The 20,787-nt window shown below is 70.2% G+C and carries 21 protein-coding genes; 10 read left to right on the top strand and 11 right to left on the bottom strand.

Annotation, left to right across the window (positions count from 1 at the left end; genetic code table 11):
* Window positions 1-8 precede the first annotated feature (8 nt).
* The 3 genes from sdhA (at window position 9) to ABZT93_RS02220 (ending at window position 3,439) form a co-directional block, all read left to right on the top strand.
* On the top strand, window positions 9-1,763 hold the full coding sequence (gene sdhA / locus ABZT93_RS02230; protein ID WP_356097550.1) for a succinate dehydrogenase flavoprotein subunit: 1,755 nt from the start codon (window positions 9-11) through the stop codon (window positions 1,761-1,763).
* A complete protein-coding gene (locus ABZT93_RS02225; RefSeq protein ID WP_329266536.1) occupies window positions 1,763-2,542 on the top strand; it encodes a succinate dehydrogenase iron-sulfur subunit in 780 nt (259 codons plus the stop codon). Before sdhA ends, ABZT93_RS02225 begins: the two co-directional genes overlap by 1 nt.
* Before the next feature lie 111 nt (window positions 2,543-2,653).
* Complete coding sequence (locus ABZT93_RS02220) at window positions 2,654-3,439, top strand: hypothetical protein (protein WP_356097547.1); 786 nt, start codon at window positions 2,654-2,656, stop codon at window positions 3,437-3,439.
* A gap of 21 nt (window positions 3,440-3,460) precedes the next feature.
* On the opposite strand, the gene ABZT93_RS02215 is transcribed toward ABZT93_RS02220, so the two are convergent.
* The 4 genes from ABZT93_RS02215 to ABZT93_RS02200 are packed head-to-tail and all read right to left on the bottom strand — an operon-like array spanning window position 3,461 to window position 7,252.
* On the bottom strand, window positions 3,461-5,923 hold the full coding sequence (locus ABZT93_RS02215) for a DUF4132 domain-containing protein (protein ID WP_356097544.1): 2,463 nt from the start codon (window positions 5,921-5,923) through the stop codon (window positions 3,461-3,463).
* Window positions 5,924-5,925: 2 nt separating this feature from the next.
* Entirely contained in the window at window positions 5,926-6,318 is a 393-nt protein-coding gene (locus ABZT93_RS02210) for a hypothetical protein (protein WP_356097541.1), read from the bottom strand.
* A 51-nt stretch (window positions 6,319-6,369) separates the two neighbouring features.
* On the bottom strand, window positions 6,370-6,816 hold the full coding sequence (locus ABZT93_RS02205; protein ID WP_356097539.1) for a DUF2752 domain-containing protein: 447 nt from the start codon (window positions 6,814-6,816) through the stop codon (window positions 6,370-6,372).
* Entirely contained in the window at window positions 6,788-7,252 is a 465-nt protein-coding gene (locus ABZT93_RS02200; protein WP_356097536.1) for a TM2 domain-containing protein, read from the bottom strand. Before ABZT93_RS02200 ends, ABZT93_RS02205 begins: the two co-directional genes overlap by 29 nt.
* A 126-nt stretch (window positions 7,253-7,378) precedes the next feature.
* Between ABZT93_RS02200 and ABZT93_RS02195 the strand changes: the two genes are divergently transcribed.
* The 4 genes from ABZT93_RS02195 (at window position 7,379) to ABZT93_RS02180 (ending at window position 9,568) form a co-directional block, all read left to right on the top strand.
* Entirely contained in the window at window positions 7,379-7,789 is a 411-nt protein-coding gene (locus ABZT93_RS02195) for a VOC family protein (RefSeq protein WP_356097533.1), read from the top strand.
* Between the two features lie 119 nt (window positions 7,790-7,908).
* A complete protein-coding gene (locus ABZT93_RS02190) occupies window positions 7,909-8,304 on the top strand; it encodes a hypothetical protein (protein ID WP_356097530.1) in 396 nt (131 codons plus the stop codon).
* The gene (locus ABZT93_RS02185; RefSeq protein ID WP_356097527.1) at window positions 8,301-8,819 is read left to right on the top strand and encodes a DCC1-like thiol-disulfide oxidoreductase family protein; all 519 of its coding nucleotides are present in this window, start codon (window positions 8,301-8,303) and stop codon (window positions 8,817-8,819) included. The genes ABZT93_RS02190 and ABZT93_RS02185 overlap by 4 nt, the downstream gene beginning before the upstream one ends.
* Before the next feature lie 11 nt (window positions 8,820-8,830).
* Entirely contained in the window at window positions 8,831-9,568 is a 738-nt protein-coding gene (locus tag ABZT93_RS02180) for a TetR family transcriptional regulator (protein ID WP_356097524.1), read from the top strand.
* A gap of 10 nt (window positions 9,569-9,578) precedes the next feature.
* Here ABZT93_RS02180 and ABZT93_RS02175 read toward each other — a convergent pair whose 3' ends face one another.
* A complete protein-coding gene (locus ABZT93_RS02175; RefSeq protein WP_356098419.1) occupies window positions 9,579-11,990 on the bottom strand; it encodes an MMPL family transporter in 2,412 nt (803 codons plus the stop codon).
* 166 nt (window positions 11,991-12,156) lie between these two features.
* Here ABZT93_RS02175 and ABZT93_RS02170 point away from each other — a divergent pair, with 166 nt between their 5' ends.
* Window positions 12,157-12,858: a response regulator transcription factor gene (locus ABZT93_RS02170; RefSeq protein WP_356097522.1), complete on the top strand. Its 702-nt coding sequence runs from the start codon at window positions 12,157-12,159 to the stop codon at window positions 12,856-12,858.
* On the top strand, window positions 12,855-14,309 hold the full coding sequence (locus tag ABZT93_RS02165; protein WP_356097519.1) for a HAMP domain-containing sensor histidine kinase: 1,455 nt from the start codon (window positions 12,855-12,857) through the stop codon (window positions 14,307-14,309). The genes ABZT93_RS02170 and ABZT93_RS02165 overlap by 4 nt, the downstream gene beginning before the upstream one ends.
* A 61-nt stretch (window positions 14,310-14,370) precedes the next feature.
* Here the strand turns inward: ABZT93_RS02165 and ABZT93_RS02160 are convergent, their stop codons facing one another.
* The 4 genes from ABZT93_RS02160 to ABZT93_RS02145 form a co-directional block, all read right to left on the bottom strand.
* Window positions 14,371-14,769: an ATP-binding protein gene (locus ABZT93_RS02160; RefSeq protein WP_356097516.1), complete on the bottom strand. Its 399-nt coding sequence runs from the start codon at window positions 14,767-14,769 to the stop codon at window positions 14,371-14,373.
* Window positions 14,770-14,796: 27 nt separating this feature from the next.
* Window positions 14,797-16,353, bottom strand: coding sequence for an ABC transporter substrate-binding protein (locus tag ABZT93_RS02155; protein ID WP_356097513.1), 1,557 nt, complete (start codon window positions 16,351-16,353; stop codon window positions 14,797-14,799).
* A gap of 196 nt (window positions 16,354-16,549) precedes the next feature.
* Window positions 16,550-17,842: a metallophosphoesterase gene (locus ABZT93_RS02150; RefSeq protein ID WP_356097510.1), complete on the bottom strand. Its 1,293-nt coding sequence runs from the start codon at window positions 17,840-17,842 to the stop codon at window positions 16,550-16,552.
* Window positions 17,843-17,848: 6 nt separating this feature from the next.
* Window positions 17,849-18,109, bottom strand: coding sequence for a hypothetical protein (locus tag ABZT93_RS02145; RefSeq protein WP_356097508.1), 261 nt, complete (start codon window positions 18,107-18,109; stop codon window positions 17,849-17,851).
* Window positions 18,110-18,200: 91 nt separating this feature from the next.
* Between ABZT93_RS02145 and ABZT93_RS02140 the strand changes: the two genes are divergently transcribed.
* The gene (locus ABZT93_RS02140) at window positions 18,201-19,496 is read left to right on the top strand and encodes a D-alanyl-D-alanine carboxypeptidase (protein WP_356097505.1); all 1,296 of its coding nucleotides are present in this window, start codon (window positions 18,201-18,203) and stop codon (window positions 19,494-19,496) included.
* On the opposite strand, the gene ABZT93_RS02135 is transcribed toward ABZT93_RS02140, so the two are convergent.
* Window positions 19,441-20,352, bottom strand: a complete 912-nt coding sequence (locus ABZT93_RS02135; protein WP_356097502.1) for a YihY/virulence factor BrkB family protein — start codon at window positions 20,350-20,352, stop codon at window positions 19,441-19,443. The two genes, ABZT93_RS02140 and ABZT93_RS02135, sit on opposite strands and share 56 nt — an antisense overlap.
* Before the next feature lie 115 nt (window positions 20,353-20,467).
* On the bottom strand, window positions 20,468-20,602 hold the full coding sequence (locus ABZT93_RS02130) for a hypothetical protein (protein WP_356098486.1): 135 nt from the start codon (window positions 20,600-20,602) through the stop codon (window positions 20,468-20,470).
* Window positions 20,603-20,787: the final 185 nt, after the last annotated feature.

The raw sequence follows: 20,787 nt of genomic DNA, 5'->3' as shown, positions 1-20,787 counted from the left end.
CGAGAATCATGAAGATCCACAAGTACGACACCGTCATCGTCGGCGCCGGTGGCGCGGGCATGCGCGCGGCCATCGAGTCGACGAAGCGCAGCCGCACCGCGGTCCTGACCAAGCTCTACCCCACCCGCTCCCACACGGGCGCCGCGCAGGGCGGTATGGCCGCCGCGCTCGCCAACGTGGAGGAGGACAACTGGGAGTGGCACACCTTCGACACGGTCAAGGGCGGTGACTACCTGGTCGACCAGGACGCCGCCGAGATCCTGGCGAAGGAGGCCATCGACTCGGTCCTCGACCTGGAGAAGATGGGTCTGCCGTTCAACCGCACGCCGAACGGCACGATCGACCAGCGCCGCTTCGGCGGTCACTCGCGCAACCACGGTGAGGCGCCCGTCCGCCGCTCCTGCTACGCGGCCGACCGCACCGGTCACATGATCCTTCAGACGCTGTACCAGAACTGCGTGAAGGAGGGCGTGGAGTTCTTCAACGAGTTCTACGTCCTGGACCAGCTGATCACCGAGGTCGACGGCGTGAAGCGCTCGGCCGGTGTGGTGGCGTACGAGCTCGCGACCGGCGAGATCCACGTCTTCCAGGCGAAGGCCGTGATCTACGCGTCCGGCGGCTGCGGCAAGTTCTTCAAGGTGACGTCGAACGCGCACACGCTGACCGGTGACGGTCAGGCGGCCGTCTACCGTCGCGGGCTGCCGCTGGAGGACATGGAGTTCTTCCAGTTCCACCCGACCGGCATCTGGCGCATGGGCATCCTGCTGACGGAGGGCGCCCGCGGTGAGGGCGGCATCCTGCGCAACAAGGACGGCGAGCGCTTCATGGAGAAGTACGCGCCGGTCATGAAGGACCTCGCGTCCCGTGACGTCGTGTCCCGCTCCATCTACACGGAGATCCGTGAGGGCCGCGGCTGCGGTCCCGAGGGCGACCACGTCTACCTCGACCTCACGCACCTCCCGCCGGAGCAGCTGGACGCCAAGCTGCCGGACATCACCGAGTTCGCCCGCACCTACCTGGGTATCGAGCCGTACACGGACCCGATCCCGATCCAGCCCACCGCGCACTACGCGATGGGCGGCATCCCGACGAACGTCGAGGGTGAGGTCCTCAGCGACAACACCACCGTCGTCCCGGGCCTGTACGCGGCCGGCGAGGTCGCGTGCGTCTCGGTGCACGGAGCGAACCGTCTGGGCACGAACTCGCTGCTCGACATCAACGTGTTCGGCAAGCGGGCGGGCATCGCGGCCGCCGAGTACTCCCAGAAGGCCGACTTCGTCGAGCTGCCGGACAACCCGGCGGAGCTGGTCGTCGCACAGGTCGAGCGCCTGCGGAACGCGACCGGTACCGAGCGCGTGTCGGTCCTGCGCCGCGAGCTGCAGGAGACCATGGACGCGAACGTCATGGTGTTCCGCACCGAGCAGACGATCAAGACGGCGGTCGAGAAGATCGCGGAGCTGCGCGAGCGCTACAAGAACGTCTCGATCCAGGACAAGGGCCGGCGTTTCAACACGGACCTGCTGGAGGCGGTCGAGCTCGGCAACCTGCTGGACCTCGCCGAGGTCATGGCGGTCTCCGCGCTGGCCCGCAAGGAGTCCCGCGGCGGTCACTACCGCGAGGACTACCCGAACCGCGACGACGTCAACTTCATGCGCCACACCATGGCGTACCGCGAGGTGGGCGACGACGGCACCGAGTCCATCCGTCTCGACTACAAGCCGGTCGTCCAGACCCGCTACCAGCCGATGGAGCGTAAGTACTGATGGCAACCCCGACCCTGGACAAGGCGGACGCGGCCGGCACGCCCGAGCCCGGCTTCGCCGACTCCCCGTACATCACGGCCACCTTCCGCATCCGCCGCTTCAACTCCGAAGTCTCGGCGGAGGCGACCTGGGAAGACTTCCAGCTGGAGATCGACCCGAAGGAGCGTGTCCTCGACGCCCTCCACAAGATCAAGTGGGAACAGGACGGCACGCTCACCTTCCGCCGCTCCTGCGCGCACGGCATCTGCGGTTCGGACGCGATGCGGATCAACGGCAAGAACCGTCTGGCGTGCAAGACGCTGATCAAGGACCTCAACCCGTCGAAGCCGATCACGGTCGAGCCCATCAAGGGCCTGACGGTCCTGAAGGACCTCGTGGTCGACATGGAGCCGTTCTTCCAGGCGTACCGCGATGTGATGCCCTTCCTGATCACGAAGGACACCAACGAGCCGACGCGTGAGCGTCTCCAGACGGCCGAGGACCGCGAGCGCTTCGACGACACCACGAAGTGCATCCTGTGCGCGGCCTGCACGTCCTCGTGCCCGGTCTTCTGGAACGACGGCCAGTACTTCGGACCGGCGGCCATCGTCAACGCGCACCGCTTCATCTTCGACTCGCGTGACGAGGCGGGCGAGCAGCGCCTGGAGATCCTCAACGACCGCGACGGCGTGTGGCGCTGCCGCACGACCTTCAACTGCACGGACGCCTGCCCGCGCGGCATCGAGGTCACGAAGGCGATCCAGGAGGTGAAGCGAGCGCTGATCACGCGCCGCTTCTGATCTCCGTTCCCCTACGGTGAGTTGGGCCCCGTTCCCCGGTTCGCGCCGGGTCGGGGCCCTTCCTCTGTGTGGCCACTGTGACTTGTGGGGTTCTGGTCGCAGACTGGCCTCATGGCACTCCTGAGGAAATCCGCCGCCGCGCTCTGCGCCGCCGCCGCGGTACTGCTCGCGATACCCCCCACTGCCTCCGCGACCCCCGCCATCCACGGAACGCCGGCGAGGGAGAACTTCGACCGGCTTCCCCTCGGACCGGTCACCGAGGGACGTGGGTGGAGCACCGACTCGAAGGACGGCACGTTGACCGTCGTTCCCAGCTCCACGGGGCACGGGCATGAGCTTCTCCTTCACACCGAGGGCAACGGCCGGGCCTTCCTCGTGTTCGATGGGTTCTCCCCGCCCGGCAACAGCTTCTGGGGGCGGCTCCGGCTGCGGGTCGGGGACTTCCCCACGGCGCCCGACTGGGCCCACTGGACCATCGCCGAGGCGTCCGGGGCGGACTCTCCGACGCTCGTGCGGCCGTTGGGCGGGCAGTACGCCCCGACCGACGGCGGCAACTTCTGGGGGGTCGGCTCCGATCTCGGGCCCACCGGGGACTGGACCTCCTGGAAGACCTCCTCGCCGGCCGTCGCGGGGAAATGGCAGTGCGTGGAGTTCCATCTCGACGCCCGCGACAACCGTGTCAGCGTGTACCTCGACGGCGTGGAGCAGTCCGGCCTGAGCGTGTCCACGAAGAACCACGGGGGGACCGCTGACGACTTCGTCTTCCCGGCCTTCGACAAGCTGAAGCTGGGCTGGCAGCTCTATCAGGCCGACCCATCGCCTTCGGCGTACGACGTCCGCATGGACGACATCGCCCTCAGCACCCGGCGCGTGGGCGGTTGCGGGGACGGGAGCTGAAGCGGCGGGACGCCGGGCTGGTCACAGCTGGCTCAGGATCGTCGGGTCCGTGATCCGTGTGTCGTCCGCCAGCATCATCGCCTTGCTGAGGATGACCGCGAGCATGCGGTCGCCCTCGTAGGGGAGGTAACCGGCCTGCGGAGCGGACGCGTTGGACTTCGGGACGATGCAGAGGTACTGGTCGTTCGGGGTGCGCAGGATGTTGCCCGAGCCGAGGTGGATCTTGTAGGTGTGGCGGTCGCCCTTGACGTGCAGGAAGCGGCCCTCCAGGGTGCAGCGGTCGGCTATCGCGAGCCTCGGGATCAGGCGGTCCAGGAGGAGGCGGCGGGTCTCGGCGCTCTGGTTGAGCTCTCCGAAGCCGTACGACGTCCAGTACTCCTGGAAGCGGCCGCCGGGGCCGCCGTCCTGCCAGGTGGGGTCGTTGCCGATGCTGGCCACGCCGACGAACAGGTCGACGTCGCGCAGGACTTCGGAGAGGACCAGGGGCGGGATCTGCGTCAGCGGCAGGGGCTCCACCGGGTCCTCGCCGTCGCGCAGCCACATGTGGTAGACGCCGCCCGCGCAGTGGGCCGAGTTCTCCGGGGCGTCGATCGGGTAGAAGCGGACCTGGTCGGTGCGCAGGCGCAGGAAGGTGCCGGAGTCGGTGATGTCCGTGTAGTCCTCGCCGCCCTCGCCCTCGATCCAGTACTCGGCGCGCAGGCCCCAGCGCGGGAGTTCGCGGACGGGCGGCGGGGCCTCGTCGTCGACGGCCAGGCGGAGTTTGTTGCGCCAGCCCCGCGCCGCCGCCAGGGAGTGGAACTGGTGCTGGCGCAGGACGTGGGCCGCGAAGCGGTTGGAGTAGGTGCCGGTGGTGCGCTCGGCGTCCGTCAGCAGGTAGACCTCTCGGTGGGCCTGCTTGAAGGGTTGGGTCACTCCGTGGCGTTCCAGCCAGTCGCGCCAGGCGACGATCTGCGCGGGAGTGTGGTCCACCGGGTGCCAGAGGCGGACGTCCGTGCCGTCGGTGACCGGGGCGTCCGTGACCGTGCGCAGGGCGCCTTCGGCGTGACCGACCGTCGTGCCGTCCACCGTCCACAGCAGGCGGCGGGCCAGGGTGCCGACCAGCGGATGGTCCAGGTAGCGCTCGCGCCAGGTGGCGTACGACCAGGTGCGGTCGGCCAGGAACTGGCGGTCCAGTCGCTCGCTCTGCGCCGAGAGCATCCTGTCGATGTCCTTGACGGTCGCCTTGAGCTCCTTCAACTCCTCGGCGTGGTCCCGTCGTACGGCGGCGGGCACGGTCTTCACCGGCTTGCCACTCGCGTTGAGCCAGGTCAACACGGCCTTGGTGCCCTGGACTTGGAGCACCGCGGTGGCCTCGCCGAGCCGGTGCTCCGCGTGTCCGACCCCGGTCAGGCCGTACGCCGGTACGGCCAGTTCCTCGATCTCCTCGCGGCTGAGGCCGAGGGCGACGGCGCGGGCCTCCAGAGCCGCGTCGAGCAGTTTGGCGGTGTTCTTGTACGTCACCCTGGTGGCCAGCCGGGCCAGTTCGGCGAGGGCGGCCTCGCTGTCGACGCGGGCGAGGGCGTTGACCCCGGCGTTGGCGACCTTCGGGTTGCGCGGGCCGAGGCCGGCGACCTTCTTGAGGGAGGTCTCGACGAGGGCACCGAGGGCGCGGGCGGTGTCGGGGTGCGGCGGGAGGAGGGAGAGCAGCCAGGCGAGGCCACGCAGAGCGTTCGCGTTGTAGGGGTCGTAGGCGCTGTTGACGTCCGGTTCGTAGCGCCCGCGGTCCAGCTCGAAGGTGCGGGGGCGGCCGACGAGGGCGAGCCAGCGGACCACCGCCTCGCGGACGCGCTCGGGGCCGAGCGTGTCGACCAGGGCGGTCGCCTGCTTGTCCCACTTGGCGGAGGGCTTGGCCGCGGTGGCGCTCGCCGCGTGCGCCAGCAGCTCCCGCCAGGCGGGGTCGGTCTCCCGCAGGGCTTCCTCGGCCCACTCCTCGCCGACGTTGAGGGGCGGCTCGGTCAGCTTCTTCGCCGTCCTCGGCAGGTCCTCGTTCTGGTAGGCGTGCAGGACGGCGCGGCGGACGGTGGCGACGACGGCGGGTGCGATCGGGCGGCCCGCGGCCAGCTCTGCCTCGATGAGGTTCTCGTAGCGGGCGCCGTACCAGAAGGAGTGCTGCCGGGAGATCGTGTCGAGCAGGGCCAGGCGTTCCGCCGTCAGGCGGTCGTGGGGCGGCAGGTCGCGGGAGACGATGCCCAGCAGGATCAGCGCGTTCTCCCGGGCGTTCGGGCCCGCCTGTTCGGAGTGGTACTGGGTGACGAGGCCGTCGGCGACCCGCGACCGCGCCTCCGACGGCAGTTCGTGCAGCCGGGCGAGGACGCCGTCCCACAGGCCGGTCCAGTTGCCGTTGTTGGCGATCGCGGCCTTTAGCAGGTCGGCGGCGAGCTCCTCCGGCTCGTCGTCGGCGACGCGGCGGGCGATCAGGTCCTTGTACTTCTGGATCCGGCTCATGGTCAGCCACCCACCAGCGGGACGAGCTTCAGGAACGTCACCTCGGTGCCGAGCACGAGGTCGATCTCCTCGTCGAGCTCGGTCACCTGACGATCGCCGACCAGCACCAGGAAGCCGTTGCCCGAGAAGGCCTTGAGGGCGAGCTCGGTCTGGGTCTCGGGGTCTATACGGCGGGGCGTGCGCAACGCGTAGCCGTTCAGCACGCGTTCGGTGTTCTCGGGCTGGACCAGGCCCTGGAAGACGGCGGGTGTGCGCGCGTTGTACTCGGCGACCTCCTGGAAGACCCGGCGGCGGATCAACTCGCGCACGGCGAGCCGCTCCTCGGCGATCTCCAGCCCCCAGCCGTCGCTACGGCTCCCGCTTGTCGTCTCGTCGACGAACGTCACGATTCCCATGCCGAAGACAGTACGAGGCGGCACTGACAACGGGCCCCGGACGGCAGTGGGTCAGACGACGTTGCGGGCCACCGTCCAGGCCAGGGCCACCGCGAGGACGACCACCTGCGCCCGGGGGCTCAGCGTGGGACGCCAACGGCGGCCGTGCAGGCCCGCCCACGCCCAGCGGCCCAGCAGGACCAGGGCGTACGGCGAGGCGAGCAGCAGGGCCCGGTTGTCCAGCCACGCTTCGCCGAAGTGGCCGTGCATCAGGTCGTACACCATGCGGGTGCCGCCGCAGGCCGGGCAGAGCAGGCCGGTGAGCATGCGGAACGGGCACTGCGGCAGTACGTGGCCGGGCTCGTGCGGGTCGGTGCGGTAGAGGTACACCGCACCGGCGGCACCCGCGACGAGCACCGCCGAGGGTGCCGTCGCGGGGTGCCGGAGGAGGGAGCGTCGCGGGGACACCAAGGGCTCGGTCCCCCGCGCCCTAGCCGCGGAGGATCCGGCCCTGTTCATCGGTGTGGTCGTTCCCGGTGAGCAGGAGGATCCCGTCGATCAGCGACCAGATGCCCAGGCCGCCGCAGGTGAAGAGCTGGGCGAGCCCCATCCCCACGTTGCCCAGGTAGAAGCGTCCGACGCCGAAGCCGCCGAGGGTGAGCTGGAGGATGCCCGCGATGACCTTCGACTTGTCGGAGTACGGCCGCCCGTACGGGTCGTAGCCGTAGGGGGCGTTGGGGTCTCCGGTGTACGTCCCCGGGGGCGGGTAGTAGCCCGGCGGCGGGAAGCCGGGGGGCGGGTAACCCGGGGGCGGGTACCCCGGCTGGGGGCCCGGCTGCTGATATCCGGGCTGCGGGCCCGGCGGCGGGTGACCCGGCTGCGGGCCCTGCTGCTGATATCCCGGCTGGGGGCCCTGCTCGGGGTCCTGCTGTTCGTGACCCTGCTGTTCACTCAAGGGGGACTGCTCCTGGGGACCGAAGCGGGAGGACCCGCGAAAAGACGACAATGCGCCCGGTCATCATGCCCGACGGACACCGCGTCGCAGAAGCCCGTTCCGTCACCCGCGGCTTAATCTGACGACATGTCAGATGACGAGTCGTACGAACTGCTCGGTTTCGACAACGTGCTGCTGCCCGTCGGGGACCTCGGCGAGGCCGTCTCCTTCTACGAGCGCGCGGGCTTCACGGTGGACTTCCGGCTCGACGAGGCAGGTATCGCCCTGTTGAAGGTCGGCGGCGAGACGCCCGGGATCCTGCTCCGACAGGAGGAAGGACTGGGACACCGGCCGCCGCCATGGCCCGCCACACGCGTGTGGCTGGAGGTGCCGGACGCCAGGACCGCCGCCCGGGAGCTGCGCGCGTCCGGCGTCGAACTGCTCGACGAGCCCTTCTCCGTGGCCACCGGCTGGACCACCGAGATCGCCGACCCCTGGGGGAACGTCCTCGGGTTCACCGACTACACCAAGCGCCCGGAGCTCGGCCGGCGCGCCTGAGATCTGCGGCACGCGCACACGTGACGCAGACCTCTTCGCCAGCGAGTTGAACACGTTCAAAAGGAGGTCTAGTGTCTCCCCTGTCAGCGTTTTGAACGCGTTCAAGAAGGGGGAGGCGCATGGACCGCACGGTCGTCGCCTACGTCATCTACCTCATCGTCAGCATCGCCCTGACCGTCTGGGTGGCCCGCACGCTCAGCAGGAACGGACGGATCTTCCTCGCCGACGTGCTGCGCGGCAACGAGAAGCTCGCCGAGGCCGTAAACCACCTCCTGGTGGTCGGCTTCTACCTCGTGAACCTCGGGTTCGTCGCGCTGTACCTCAGCGGCGACGGCACGATCGAGGACACGCGCGGCGTCTTCGAGGCCCTGTCCACGAAACTGGGCGTGGTGCTGCTGGTGCTCGGCGTGATGCACCTGGCCAATGTGTACGTCCTCAACCGGATCCGCAGGCGGGGCGCCATGGAGCGGGAGCAGGTGCCGCCGGTCGCGCCGCAGGACTGGGTCCGGGCATGACAGGCGCAGCCACCGGCAGCACGGCGGACCGCACCCCGGTCCGCCGGCTCACCGTCCTGTACGACGCCGAGTGCTCGCTGTGCGCCTTCCTGCGCGACTGGCTCGTACGGCAGCCGCAGCTGGTGCCGCTGGAGTTGGTGCCGGCCGGGTCGGAGGAGGCCCGGCGGCGGTTCCCGGGGCTCGATCACCGCGCCACCCTCGACGAGATCACCGTGATCGGCGACTCCGGACAGATCTACCGCTCCACGGCCGCCTGGATCGTCACGCTGTGGGCGCTGCGCGAGCAAAGGGGACTCGCGCATCGCTTCAGCACACCGTCGGGTGCGCGGTTCGCCAGGGGGGCCGTGCTCGCCGCGGCCAAGTGGCGCGGGGCGCAGTGGGGCGGGACGCGTCCAGGGGGCGCGGGGTGGGGCGGGCAGGTGTACCGGCGGACGGACGGGTGGTCGTACGACCCGAGTCTGGGCTGGACCCGCACTCCACCGGGGTGCGACAGCGGCACCTGCGCCACTGGCTAGGCTCTCTTGTTGTGCCCGCCAAGAACGAAGGCCCCGAAGAGGGCTCCGCGCCGTCCACCAAGTCCGAACAGACTCGCGCGCTGATCCTGGAGACGGCCATGCGGCTGTTCCAGGAGCGGGGGTACGACAAGACCACCATGCGGGCCATCGCCCAGGAGGCAGGCGTCTCCGTCGGCAACGCGTACTACTACTTCGCCGGCAAGGAACACCTGATCCAGGGCTTCTACGACCGGATCGCCGCCGAGCACCAGGTGGCGGTCCGCGAGGTCCTGGCCCGGGAGAGCGACCTGGAGGCGCGTCTCGCCGGGGTTCTGAAGGTCTGGCTGGACATCGCGCAGCCGTATCACGAGTTCGCGGTGCAGTTCTTCAAGAACGCCGCCGATCCCGACAGTCCGCTCAGCCCCTTCTCGCCCGAGTCGGAGCACGCGCGCGTGGAGGCGATCGCCGTGCATCGCGAGGTGCTGCGGGGCGCGACGAGGACCAAGGTGCCCGAGGAACTGCGGGACATCCTGCCCGAGTTGATGTGGCTGTCCCAGATGGGGCTCGTCCTGTACTGGATCTTCGACCGCACGGAGGGCCGTGAGCGCAGTTACCGGCTCGCGGAGCGCGGTGCCCGGCTCACCGCGAGAGGTGTGTCGCTGGCCCGTTTCCGGGTGCTCAGGCCTCTTGTACGAGAGGTCCACGAGCTGTTCACGGACTTCCTGCCGGGGATGACGAAGGTGATGCCGGACCCCGGCAGGAAGACGTAGTCATGTCACGTCAGTTGACGGCGTCGACCTCGCCCTCGACCAGTTCGACGTCGTACACCAGCGGTCCCTCACCCACGTCGACGTGCCGTGCGCGCGAGCCGTACGACGCGGCCGTGGCCGACAGCAGATACGTCCCCGGCGCCGGGACCGAGACGATGTACGAGCCGTCGGCCAGCGACTCCACTCGGTCCAGCTGACGCCCTCCGCCCGACAGGAGCATGACGGCCGCACCCGCTATGGGTTCCCCCTCCGCCGTACGGACGAAGCCGTGGACGGCCGATGCCGGGCCACTGTCCCCGCGGGGCCCGGCCGGAGGTGCCGCTTCCTCCTTCGGCTCCACCGCCAGGTGCGGCAGCCGCTTCTCCAGCCCCTTGGGCAGCCACCAGTTGGAGTCGCCGAGCAGATGCATCGCGGCCGGTACCAGGGCCGTGCGCAGGATGAAGGCGTCCAGGGCGACCGCGGCGGCGAGTCCGACGCCCGCCATGGCGGCGCCCGAGTCGCCGCTGAGGACGAACGCCATGAACACGCAGACCATGATCAGGGCGGCGGAGTTGATGACCCGGCTGGTCTCGGCGAGGCCGACGCGCACCGCGCGCGCGTTGTCGCGTGTGTGCACCCATTCCTCGTGCATGCGGCTCACCAGGAAGACCTGGTAGTCCATCGAGAGCCCGAACAGCAGGGACAGCATGATGACCGGCAGGAAGGCGTTGATCGGGCCCTCCTTGCCGAGACCGAGCAGTTCCAGGCCCCAACCCCACTGGAAGACCGCGACCAGGACGCCGAAGGACGCCGCTGCGGCGATCAGGTTCATCAGGGCGGCCGTCAGCGGCACCACCAGCGAGCGGAAGGCGACCAGCAGGAGCAGGAAGCCGAGTCCGATGATCGTCGCGATGAACAGCGGGAGACGGTCGCCGGTGACGGTCGAGAAGTCCTTCGAGACGGCCGTCACCCCTCCGACGTGCGCCTCCACCCCGGCCGAGGGGATGACGTCGTCCCGCAGCCGGTCGATGAGCCGGTCCGTCTCCACGGACTGCGGTGAGGTCGTCGGCACGACCTGGATGACGGTGACCCCCTGGGCGGGCGGCAGCGCGGCGACCCGCGCGACCCCGGGCGCGTCCTGGAGGCCCTTGACCAGGGCGGTCGTGTCGCCGCCCTCGGTGACCACCTGGAGCGGTCCGTTGAAGCCCGGTCCGAAGCCCTCGGCGAGCAGGTCGTATGCCTTCCTGGTGGTCGTCGAGGCGTCGTCGTTGCCCTGGTCGGTGGCGCCGAGGCGGAGCGACAGCACCGGAACGGCCAGCACGGCCATGAAGACCAGGGCGAGCGCGGCGGTCCTGCGCGGGCGCTTCTCAAGGGCCGTCGACCAGCGGGCGGCGAGACCCGAGGCGCCCTCCGTCTCGGGTCCCTGAGCGGCCAGCCTGCGCCGCTGGCGGCGGCTGAGCACCCGCGGGCCGAGGAAGCCGAGCAGGGCCGGCAGGAGGGTCGTGGCGGCCAGGACGCTCAGCACCACGGTCAGCGAGGTGCCGATCACGACGCCGTCCAGGAAGCGCAGTTGCGTCACCAGCATGCCGGCGAGCGCGATGCAGACCGTGCCGCCCGCGAACAGCACCGCCCGGCCCGAGGTGTTGAGGGCGGTGGCCGCCGCCTCCTCGGGCTCCAGGCCCCGCTGGATGCCGCGTCGGTGCCGGGTGACGATGAACAGCGCGTAGTCGATGCCGACGCCGAGGCCGATCAACGAGGCCAGCAGCGGGGCGATGTCGGGGACGTCGGTGGTGTGGCTGAGCAGCTGGGTGGCGAACAGGCCCGTGCCCACGCCGAAGATCGCGATCGCGATCGGCAGCGTCATGGCGAAGAACGAGCCGAACGCCAGGAACAGCACGATCGCCGCCGCGACGATACCGACCCCCTCCGACAGGCCCTGCGGCGGCTCCTGCACACGCTGGATCGCCTGGCCGCCCAGTTCCACCTGGAGACCGGCCCGCTCGGCGCCCTGCGCGGTGTCGACGACGTCCTGGACGAGTTCCTTGGGCACCTCGTTCGCCCGCTTGGCGAAGGTCACCTCGGCGTACGCGATCGTGCCGTCCCGGCTGACCTGCGCGGCGCCCCGGGCGTCGTAGGGACTTGTCACCGCCCCGACGCCCGGCATCTTCGCGATGTCGTCCAGCGCGGGCCGGATCCGGTCCCGCACCGCCTGGTCCCGCACCGAGCCGTCGGCGACCTTCCAGACCACCGTGTCGGTGTCGCCGGAGGTGTTCGGGAAGGCCTTCTCCATCAGGTCGTACGCGCTTTTGGAGTCCGTGTCGGGGAGGGAGAACACGTTCGCGTAGTTCGTGCCCGCCGTCGAGGCCGAGAAGCCGAGCCCGAACAACGCCCCCACCCACAGCAACAGGACCACCAGCCGGTGCCTATAGCACCAGCGTGCCAATACCGCCACGCTCCACACTCCCCTGTCGGTCGTCGGTCGGTCCCCCAGGTCCTGGCAACAGGATCGGCGGCGGCACACACGCGTGGACATGAGACACCCATGACTCTCAAGGAACTCCAAAGGGCGAACCGGTCCGACTGTCAGTGGCCCGGCCGATACTGGGGGCATGACTGGGGGAGAGACGAGAAGTCCGGGCACCGTGCTGGTGGTGGAGGACGAGGAGAGCATCGCCGACGTCCTCGCCATCGCCCTGCGCTACCACCGCTTCGAGGTGATGGTCGCGGGCTCCGTCCGCGAGGCGCTCGCGCTCACCGACCGCACCCGCCCGGACGTGGCCCTGCTCGACGTCATGCTGCCCGACGGCGACGGCCGCGCCCTCGGCCGTGAACTGCGCGAGCGGCGACCCGACCTGGCCCTGGTCTTCCTCACCGCGCGGGACTCCCCCGCCGAGATCGTCGGCGCCCTCGGCTTCGGCGACGACTACATCACCAAGCCGTTCAACATCGACGAGGTCGTCGCCAGGATCACCGCCGTCCTGCGCCGCACCCGGCCCGCCGACGTCCTTCCGCAGCGCCCGCCCCTGCGCTACGGCGACCTGGAACTGGACGAGACGACGTACTCGGTGCACCGCGACGGCCGCACGGTCCAGCTCACCCCGACGGAGTACGCGCTGCTGCGCTTCCTGGTGCGCAACGGCGGCCGGATCGTCCCCAAGGAGCAACTCCTGCGCCACGTCTGGCAGTACGAGCACACCCCGCCCGAGTCGACCGTCGTCGAGACCTACATCAGCTATCTGCGGCGCAAGCTGGACGTCCTGGGGCCGCCGGTGATCACCACCCGGCGCGGTGTCGGATACGGGCTCGCATGAGGTTGCCCCTGCCTCGTCGCCGACCCGGCATCCACTCCCTGCGCGGCAAGCTGACACTGGCCAATGTGGTGCTGCTCGCGATCGGCATCGTCGCGGCGACCGCGGTGAGCGTGATGGGCATGCGGTACTACCTGCTCGACCAGATCGACAGCCAGCTCATCAAGACCCGGGACTCGCTGGGCGGATCGCAGCTCACGCTGCGGGAGATCGACTCGCTGAGCATGCTGAGCTTCGTCCGCGACCGGCTCATCCCCCCGCGCGACGACGAGGAGCGCTCGGCGGGGACCGTCTTCGCGGCCGTCGACAGCAAGGGCGAGCCGATCGGGATCCTCGGCTTCGATCCGAGCCGGTCCCAGCGGAACCTGGCGAAGGCGGTGGGCGACCCGCGCCCGCTCGCCGCCGACTCCGAGCCGCACGACGTCACCCTGGACGGCTCCACCTACCGAGCCACGGCGGCCCGGCTCGGCGACGGCACGTACGCGCTGCTCGCCGCGCCCACCGACGTCCTGCACGAGGGCGTCGCCAAGGCCGTCCGGCTCGACCTCGCCATCGGCAGCCTGCTGCTCGCGCTGCTGGCCTGTCTGACGATGTTCAGCGTCCGCCGCCGGATGCGGCCGCTGGAGGACATGGTGGAGACCTCCTCGGCGATCGCGGAGGGCGATCTGACCCGGCGCATCCCCTCCAGCGGCGAGGCCACCCTGGAGGTCGAGCAGCTGCGGGTCGCCCTCAACTCCATGCTCCACCAGGTGGAGTCGGCGTACCGCACGCGCGAGCGCAGCGCGGCCCAGCTGCGTAGCTTCGTCGCCGACGCCTCGCACGAGCTGCGCACCCCGCTGTCCGCGATACGCGGCTACCTCCAGCTGTACGACAAGGGCATGCTCTCCGACCCGGACGAGCGAAAGCGGGCCTGGACCCGGGTCCTCGCGGAGACGGACCGCATGGGGCGGCTGGTGGACGAACTGCTCACCCTCGCCCGCCTCGACCAGCAGCCCGAACTGCGGCTCAGGAACGTCGACCTGAGCCGGTTGGTGCGGGACGCGGCGGAGGATCTGCGGGTGCAGCAGCCCGACCGGCCCGTCGAGGTCGCCGCCGAGGGCGCCCTGCTGGTGCAGGCCGACGAGTCGGGGCTCAGACAGGTCCTGGGCAACCTGATGGGCAACGTACGCACCCACACACCCGCCGATGTGCCGGTGCGGCTGGGGGTGGAGCGCGCGGACGGGGTCGTACGGCTGTGTGTCGCGGACGAGGGACCGGGGCTGTCCGCGGACGACGCGGCCCGTGTCTTCGACCGGTTCTTCCGGGTCGGCGGCGGGGCGGGCAGCGGCCTCGGCCTGGCGATCGTGCAGGGTGTGGTGCGGGCCCACGGCGGCGAGGTGGCCGTGCGCACGGCGCCGGGCGAGGGGCTGGCGGTGACGGTCACCCTGCCGGTGCGGGCATGCGCGGGGCAGTGATGTCGACCGCCCGCCCGGACGTGCTCGGCGAGCCTGCGCACAGTCCGCCGCGTACGCCCGCTCAGTCGGCCACCACCAGGGCCCACACCGTCTTGCCGTGCCGGCCCCGGCTCCACACCCCCCACGCGGCGGCGACGTTCTCCACCACGTGCAGTCCGCGGCCGGTCTCCTCGAGCTGGCCGGCCACCCGCGGCCGGGGCTCCAGCCGGCCCTCGTCGGAGACCTCTATGAGGCAGGAGCCGTCCGCGAGGGCGGTCACCGCGACCTCGAACTCCCGCTCCAGGAGCGGACCGTGGCGCACCACGTTGGTGGCCAGTTCCGACACCAGCAGGACTGCGTCGGCCGCCACCGGATCAGCCGGTCCGTGGCCCCAGTCCGCCAGATGCTCCCGGACCCGGCGCCGGGCGAGACCGACGGAAGCCGGGTGCCGGGGCAGCCGGAAGGAGTTGCGCCTCAACACGTTCGCTCCGGCGCGATCTCGTCGGGATCAGATCCAGTCGAGGCGCCAGAGCCGGAAGACTCCCGTGCCGTCCGAGAGGTACTGGCCGCCGCCGACGTCCTCCGTGGTCACGACGTATTCCTTGGCCTGCCACAGCGGGATGGCCGGCACATCGTGGGCCACCGACGTCTGCAGGTCGCGGAAGTCCTGCTCGGCCTCACCGCGGTCGGCGTAGCGCTGGCTGTCCTGGATCAGATGGTCGACCTCGTTGCTGCTGTAGCCGGTGTTCATGGTGCCGTGGGTGCCGACCAGCGGAGAACCGTAGGTGTCCGGGTCGGGGTAGTCGGCCACCCAGCCGACCGCGTAGGCGTCGAGCTTCCCGGTCGCCCAGCGCTTTTGGAAGTCGGTCCACTCGTAGCCCTTGAGCGTCACCTTGAACAGGCCGCTCGCCTCCAGCTGCTTCTTGAGCTCCTTGGCCTCCGCGGCGGCGGATCCGCTGTTCAGGCCGTAGCCGTAGGTGAAGCTGACCGGCGTGGTCACGCCCGCCTCGGTGAGCAGAGCGCGCGCCTTCTTGACGCTCGGCTCCGGGTAGGCGTCGAAGAACGACGTGGTGTGGCCGTTGATGCCGGCCGGGATCAGCGAGTAGAGCGGGTCGACGGTCCCCTCGTACACCGAGGCGGCCAGCTGCTCGCGGTTGATCAGCCAGGCCATGGCCTGACGCACCTTGACGGCGTGCAGCGGCTTGCCCGCGCGGGTGTTGAGGTAGAGGTTGCGGACCTCGGAGCTGTCGGCCTCCGAGACACGCTGGCCGGGGTCGCTGGGGTTGAGTCCGGCGAGGACGTTCGGCGGCAGCTGGCGGTAGGCGACGTCGAGCTGCTTGGCCTTCCAGGCGCTGTTCAGCTTGTCCGAGTCGCCGTAGTAGTCGAGTTCGACCGGGCGGCCGGTGCCCTTGATCTCGCCCTGGTAGTCGCCGTTGGGCGCGAGGACCGCCTTCTTGCCCTTCGTGTACGTCTCCAGCTCGTACGGCCCGGTGCCGTCCACGCCGTTGTCGGTGCGCAGGGAGTTGGCGGGGTACTTGGTGCTGTCGACGATGGCGCCGGCCCCTGTGGCCACCTTGAACGGGAAGGTGGCGTCGGGCGAGGACAACCGGAAGGTGACCGTCCGGCCACTGGCGCCGACCGATTCCAGGGTGTCCAGCAGGGCGGCCGGGCCCACGTCGGAGTTGATCCTCTTGACCCGGTCGAAGGAGTACTTGACGTCCTTGGCCGTCATCTCGCGGCCGCTCGGGAACTTGAGGCCCTCGCGCAGCACACAGCGGTAGGTCCGAAGGTCACTGCCCTCGAAGGCACAGCTCTCGGCCGCGTCGGGCACGGGTGTGACACTGCCCGGCTCGAAGGCCAGCAGTGACTGGAAGACGTTGTTGAACAGCGCCCAGGAACCGGCGTCATAGGCCCCGGCCGGATCGAGTGAGGTGACCTCGTCGGTCGTCCCCACCTTGATCGTCCTGCCCGTCCCGCCTTCGGACGGGAGCAACTGCCAGCCGCCTACTCCCACAACCCCCAGAACCAGCAGCGTCGCGAGAACCCGCGTGCGAACCGACCGCATCGGTTTGCCCTCCCCGGACCCCTGTGGGTCCCAGTGCACATGCCACCCCCTAGTGGCGCGGATCACCTAATCACAGGTGTTTCACCTGGGGGAAGAGGGATTTGTCGAGTTGGGCAAGACGTTACCGCAAGGGGTTTCAGCCATGTTTCACAGGTCTCTCACAGCCTCCCCTTGCGAAGATCCTCCCGGCCTCGTTTCATGCCTGCTTGGACGCCAGTTCGATCACCGTGATGTCCGACGGGGCGCCCACGCGCGTGGGCGGCCCCCAGGCGCCGGCGCCGCGGCTGACGTAGAGCTGTGTGTCGCCGTAGCGCTCCAGGCCGGCGACCGTCGGGTTCGCGGCCTCGGCCAGGAGATTGCCGGGCCAGAGCTGGCCGCCGTGGGTGTGGCCGGAGAGCTGGAGGTCGACGCCGTGGTCGACCGCGTCGTGGATCTGGACCGGCTGGTGGGCGAGGAGCACGCACGCGCGTGCCGTGTCCCGGTCGCCGAGTGCCTTGGCGAAGTCGGGGCCCTGGCCCTCGCTCTCGCCCGCGATGTCGTTGACGCCGGCGAGGTCGAACCACGCCAGTTCCGTGCGGTCGTTCTCCAGGGGGCGCAGACCGAGCCGCCGTACCTCCTCGACCCACTGCTCGGCGCCGGAGAAGTACTCGTGGTTGCCGGTGACGAAGAACGAGCCGTGCCGTGCCTCGAGCCCGGCGAGGGGGGCGGCCGCCGGGCCGAGGTCCTTCACGCTGCCGTCGACCAGGTCGCCGACGACCGCGATCAGGTCGGGGCTGGTGGAGTTGATGGTGTCGACGACCTTCTGGGCGAACCCGCGGCCCAGCACCGGGCTCAGATGGATGTCGCTGACCACCGCGATCCGGTAGCCGTGCGCCGCGCGCGGGAGCTTCGCCAGCGGCACGGTGACCCGCTTGACCCTCGGCCCGCGCAGAACGCCGTAGGTGCCCTGACCGACGGTCCCCACGGCGGCCGCGGCGGCGGCTCCGGCGACCACCCGGGAGACGAACAGGCGGCGGGAGGGGGCGGTGCCGAGGGCGGCCGGGCCGGGTTCCCGCTGCTCCTCGGCTCCCGGCTCCTCGGACGGGCGGACGGCCTCCCGCGGTTTCTCGGCGGGCGCACCCGCCGGCACCCGCTCCGGATGAGGTACGGCGGCCGCGGCCGGCTCCCCGCGCCGGTCCCGGCGTTCGAGGAAACGCCCCAGCAGGGGCCGTACGAGCTCTCCCGCCACGACCGCGAGCAGCAGGTAGATCGACAGCGCCAGCCACAGGAAGCCGGGCCACGCGAGCACCCTCTGGAGCCAGAAGGGGGCACCTGTGCGCTCCGCGACCAGGGCACCGATCGCCAGCAGCCAGCCACCGCCGATCAGCACCGCCCCCACGCGGCGGGCCCGGCCGGGGCCGCTGGTGGTGTCGCGGAACAGGCGGCGCCACAGGTACCAGTTGGCCGTCACGAGGACGGTCAGGGCGAGCAGTGCGAAGACGATGACCACGGTCTGCTAACTCTCGGGGGTCGGCTGTGAGTTCCGGCGCAGTGCGCGCACTCCACGCAACCCGATGAGCCCGACGCCCGTCCCCAATACGAAGGAGACGACGGCCAGCAGCAGGTGCACCCAGAAGTACCCCGTGGGGTCGCCCGCGTCGTCGAACGCGAGCCCGCTGGCGTCCTTGACGAGGTTCTTGACGAAAGTGATCCAGATGATCCAGCTCCACACCCCGAAGGCGAGCAGGAACCAGGAGACGGGGCGGCTGAGCTTCATGGGTCCAGTATCGCGGGCCGCCACCCGGTCGGGTGGCCGGGGTGGGGAGGGCAACGGGACTTCACGGTCCGCGGCATGTACGTTCCTGAGCGTGTCCGCTCCCCTGAAGAAGACCGCCGGGCGATCCCTGCTGGTCACCTCCGCCGCCCTGTCGTCCCTCGCGCTGACCGCGCCTCTCGCCCTCGCGGCTCCCAGCCCGTCACCGAGCACCTCCCCGAGCGCCACTCCCCCGGCGAAGATGTCGACCGTGGGCGGGGCACGGCTCGGGCGCGCGGGCACGCAGGTCAATCTCGCGAGCGGGGTCCCGGTGCTGCCGAAGGACATCACCGCTCGGTCCTGGATCGTCACCGACGCCGAGTCCGGCGATGTGCTCGCCGCACACAACGCGCATTGGCGGCTGCCCCCGGCGAGCACCATGAAGATGCTCTTCGCCGACACCCTGCTGCCGAAGTTCGCCAAGACCGAGCAGCACAAGGTCGTCCCCTCCGACCTCGCGGGCATGGGGGCCGGATCCAGCCTGGTGGGGATAAAGGAGGGCGAGACGTACACGGTCCACGACCTGTGGCTCGGCGTCTTCCTTCGCTCCGGCAACGACGCGGTGCACGTCCTGTCGGCGATGAACATGGGCGTCGCCAAGACCGTCACGGAGATGAACGAGCACGCCGAGGAGCTCCAGGCCCTCGACACGCACGTGGTCAGCCCCGACGGCTACGACGCCCCCGGCCAGGTCTCCTCCGCCTACGACCTGACCCTGTTCGCCCGCTCCGGCCTGCAGAAGAAGGACTTCCGCGAGTACTGCTCCACGGTCACCGCGAAGTTCCCGGGCGAGACGAAGAAGGACAAGAAGGGCAAGGTCGTCCGCAAGCCCTTCGAGATCCAGAACACCAACCGGCTGCTGAGCGGCGACTACGACATCTCGCAGTACCAGGGCATCGCAGGTGTGAAGAACGGCAACACCACCAACGCCGGCGCCACCTTCACCGGGGTCGCCGAGCGCAATGGCAGGGTGCTGCTCGTCACCGTCATGAACCCGTCCAAAGAAGGGCACAACGAGGTCTACAAGGAGACCGCGAAGCTCTTCGACTGGGGCTTCAGCGCGGCCGGCAAGGTGGAGCCGGTGGGTGAGCTGGTGCCGCCGAAGGGTGCCGCACAGTCGGGGACCGCCGGTGAGGCCGGCGGGGGTTCCGGCGGCTCCGGTCAGTCGGCGGGCCCAGGGGCCTCGGCGAAGCCCGTCGCGTCCGCCACGGCCGACGGCGGCTCCCGGGGCATGGAGACCGCCTTCGCGATCGCCGGCGGCCTCGTCGTGCTGCTCGCGGGCGCCGCGTTCCTGGTCAACCGCCGCTGGCCGCTGCCGGATCTGGTACGTCGTCGCTCGCCCCGTCCGTGAGCTCCTGCTCCTTGCTCCCCGTCGCCGTCCACGCGGCGCAGAACAGCACCAGTTTCGCCGTGAAGTTGATCCACAGCAGCAGGGCGACGGGGACGCCGAACGCGCCGTACATGCTCTTCGTCGCCACGCCCTGCATATAGCCGCTCAGCAGCAGCTTCAGCAGCTCGAAGCCGACCGCGCCGGTCAGCGCGGCGACGAGCAGCCGGCGGCGCCTCGGCTCGACGCCGGGCAGCAGGGTCAGGACGTACAGCAGGAGCAGGAAGTCGGCGAGTACGGCGATGCCGAACGCGGCGATCCGCAGCAGGACCCGGCCCGCGCTGCCCTCCTGGAGGCCGAGTTCCTCACCGATCCGGTCGACCAGCGCCGAGGCGACGGTGGAGATGGCGAGCGTGACCAGGACCGCGCCGCCGAGCCCGACCAGGATGCCCAGGTCCTTGCCCTTGCGCAGGATCGCGTTCTCGTCCTCGTCGGGCAACTCCCACACCGCGCGCAGACACTCGCGCATCGAGCCGGCCCAGCCGATGCCGGTGAACAGCAGGGCGGCCGCGGCGATGAGGCCGACGGTGCCGGCGTTCTGCACCAGGTCGTCGATGTTCAGCTGGTCGGAGATGCCGGGCACCTGGTCTGCGATCTTGTTCTGGAGGTCGTCCTGCTGCTTCGTGCTGAGCGTGGCGGCGGCGATCGCGGCGGCCACGGTGAGCAGCGGGAACAGCGCGACGAAGCTGGTGAACGTCATCGCCGCGGCCAGCCGGGTCCACTTCACCCGGTCCAGCCGCTCGTACGACCGCCACGCGTGCGTGGCCGTCAGGCGCACCCAGAGCGGCCCGACGACGGGGAGTCTCTTCAGCCAGTCCATGACCGGATCTTGCCCTCCGTGTGGAAGACCGATGTGTGAGTACCCCGAAAACGCGTGCGGGCAGCGCATGCCGTGCGGTGGAGCGCATGCCGTGCGGTGGAGCGGTGTCAGCCGACTACCACTTGGCCACCGCCAGACCGTACATCGCGAGCCAGATCAGGGCGATGACGGCGAGGGCGCGATCGTGCAGCACCACCTGTCGTCGCCGTGGGCCCGGAGCGCCGGGAGGCCGGTGGTCCTTGCGATCCATGGGTACTCACTGTTCACGTCACCGCAGCCGGAACTCCGGCAATATCGAGCGACATCCCACTAATCACCCATTTCGGGGAGAGAGGCGAGGTTTACGGGCGAATTGCCGCTATAGCGGCGATACGGTCACGGCATGTCTGCCGACACCGTTCCCGTCACGGGATGGGGCCGCACCGCCCCCACCGC

Origin of the sequence: Streptomyces sp. NPDC005303 (assembly GCF_040607335.1) — a bacterium.
Taxonomy (GTDB): domain Bacteria; phylum Actinomycetota; class Actinomycetes; order Streptomycetales; family Streptomycetaceae; genus Streptomyces.
The sequence above is the reverse complement of the archived record's forward strand: the minus strand, read 5'-3'. Positions and strand labels throughout refer to the sequence as shown.

Excerpts from the sequence above, each read along its gene's own strand:
- ABZT93_RS02155 (WP_356097513.1), bottom strand. The coding sequence starts at position 16,353 with ATGCGGTCGGTTCGCACGCGGGTTCTCGCGACGCTGCTGGTTCTGGGG.
- ABZT93_RS02205 (WP_356097539.1), bottom strand. The coding sequence starts at position 6,816 with ATGAACAGGGCCGGATCCTCCGCGGCTAGGGCGCGGGGGACCGAGCCC.
- ABZT93_RS02190 (WP_356097530.1), top strand. The coding sequence starts at position 7,909 with ATGGACCGCACGGTCGTCGCCTACGTCATCTACCTCATCGTCAGCATC.
- ABZT93_RS02130 (WP_356098486.1), bottom strand. The coding sequence starts at position 20,602 with ATGGATCGCAAGGACCACCGGCCTCCCGGCGCTCCGGGCCCACGGCGA.
- ABZT93_RS02215 (WP_356097544.1), bottom strand. The coding sequence starts at position 5,923 with ATGAGCCGGATCCAGAAGTACAAGGACCTGATCGCCCGCCGCGTCGCC.
- ABZT93_RS02225 (WP_329266536.1), top strand. The coding sequence starts at position 1,763 with ATGGCAACCCCGACCCTGGACAAGGCGGACGCGGCCGGCACGCCCGAG.
- ABZT93_RS02210 (WP_356097541.1), bottom strand. The coding sequence starts at position 6,318 with ATGGGAATCGTGACGTTCGTCGACGAGACGACAAGCGGGAGCCGTAGC.
- ABZT93_RS02135 (WP_356097502.1), bottom strand. The coding sequence starts at position 20,352 with ATGGACTGGCTGAAGAGACTCCCCGTCGTCGGGCCGCTCTGGGTGCGC.
- ABZT93_RS02195 (WP_356097533.1), top strand. The coding sequence starts at position 7,379 with ATGTCAGATGACGAGTCGTACGAACTGCTCGGTTTCGACAACGTGCTG.
- ABZT93_RS02165 (WP_356097519.1), top strand. The coding sequence starts at position 12,855 with ATGAGGTTGCCCCTGCCTCGTCGCCGACCCGGCATCCACTCCCTGCGC.
- ABZT93_RS02170 (WP_356097522.1), top strand. The coding sequence starts at position 12,157 with ATGACTGGGGGAGAGACGAGAAGTCCGGGCACCGTGCTGGTGGTGGAG.
- ABZT93_RS02220 (WP_356097547.1), top strand. The coding sequence starts at position 2,654 with ATGGCACTCCTGAGGAAATCCGCCGCCGCGCTCTGCGCCGCCGCCGCG.
- ABZT93_RS02145 (WP_356097508.1), bottom strand. The coding sequence starts at position 18,109 with ATGAAGCTCAGCCGCCCCGTCTCCTGGTTCCTGCTCGCCTTCGGGGTG.
- ABZT93_RS02185 (WP_356097527.1), top strand. The coding sequence starts at position 8,301 with ATGACAGGCGCAGCCACCGGCAGCACGGCGGACCGCACCCCGGTCCGC.
- sdhA (WP_356097550.1), top strand. The coding sequence starts at position 9 with ATGAAGATCCACAAGTACGACACCGTCATCGTCGGCGCCGGTGGCGCG.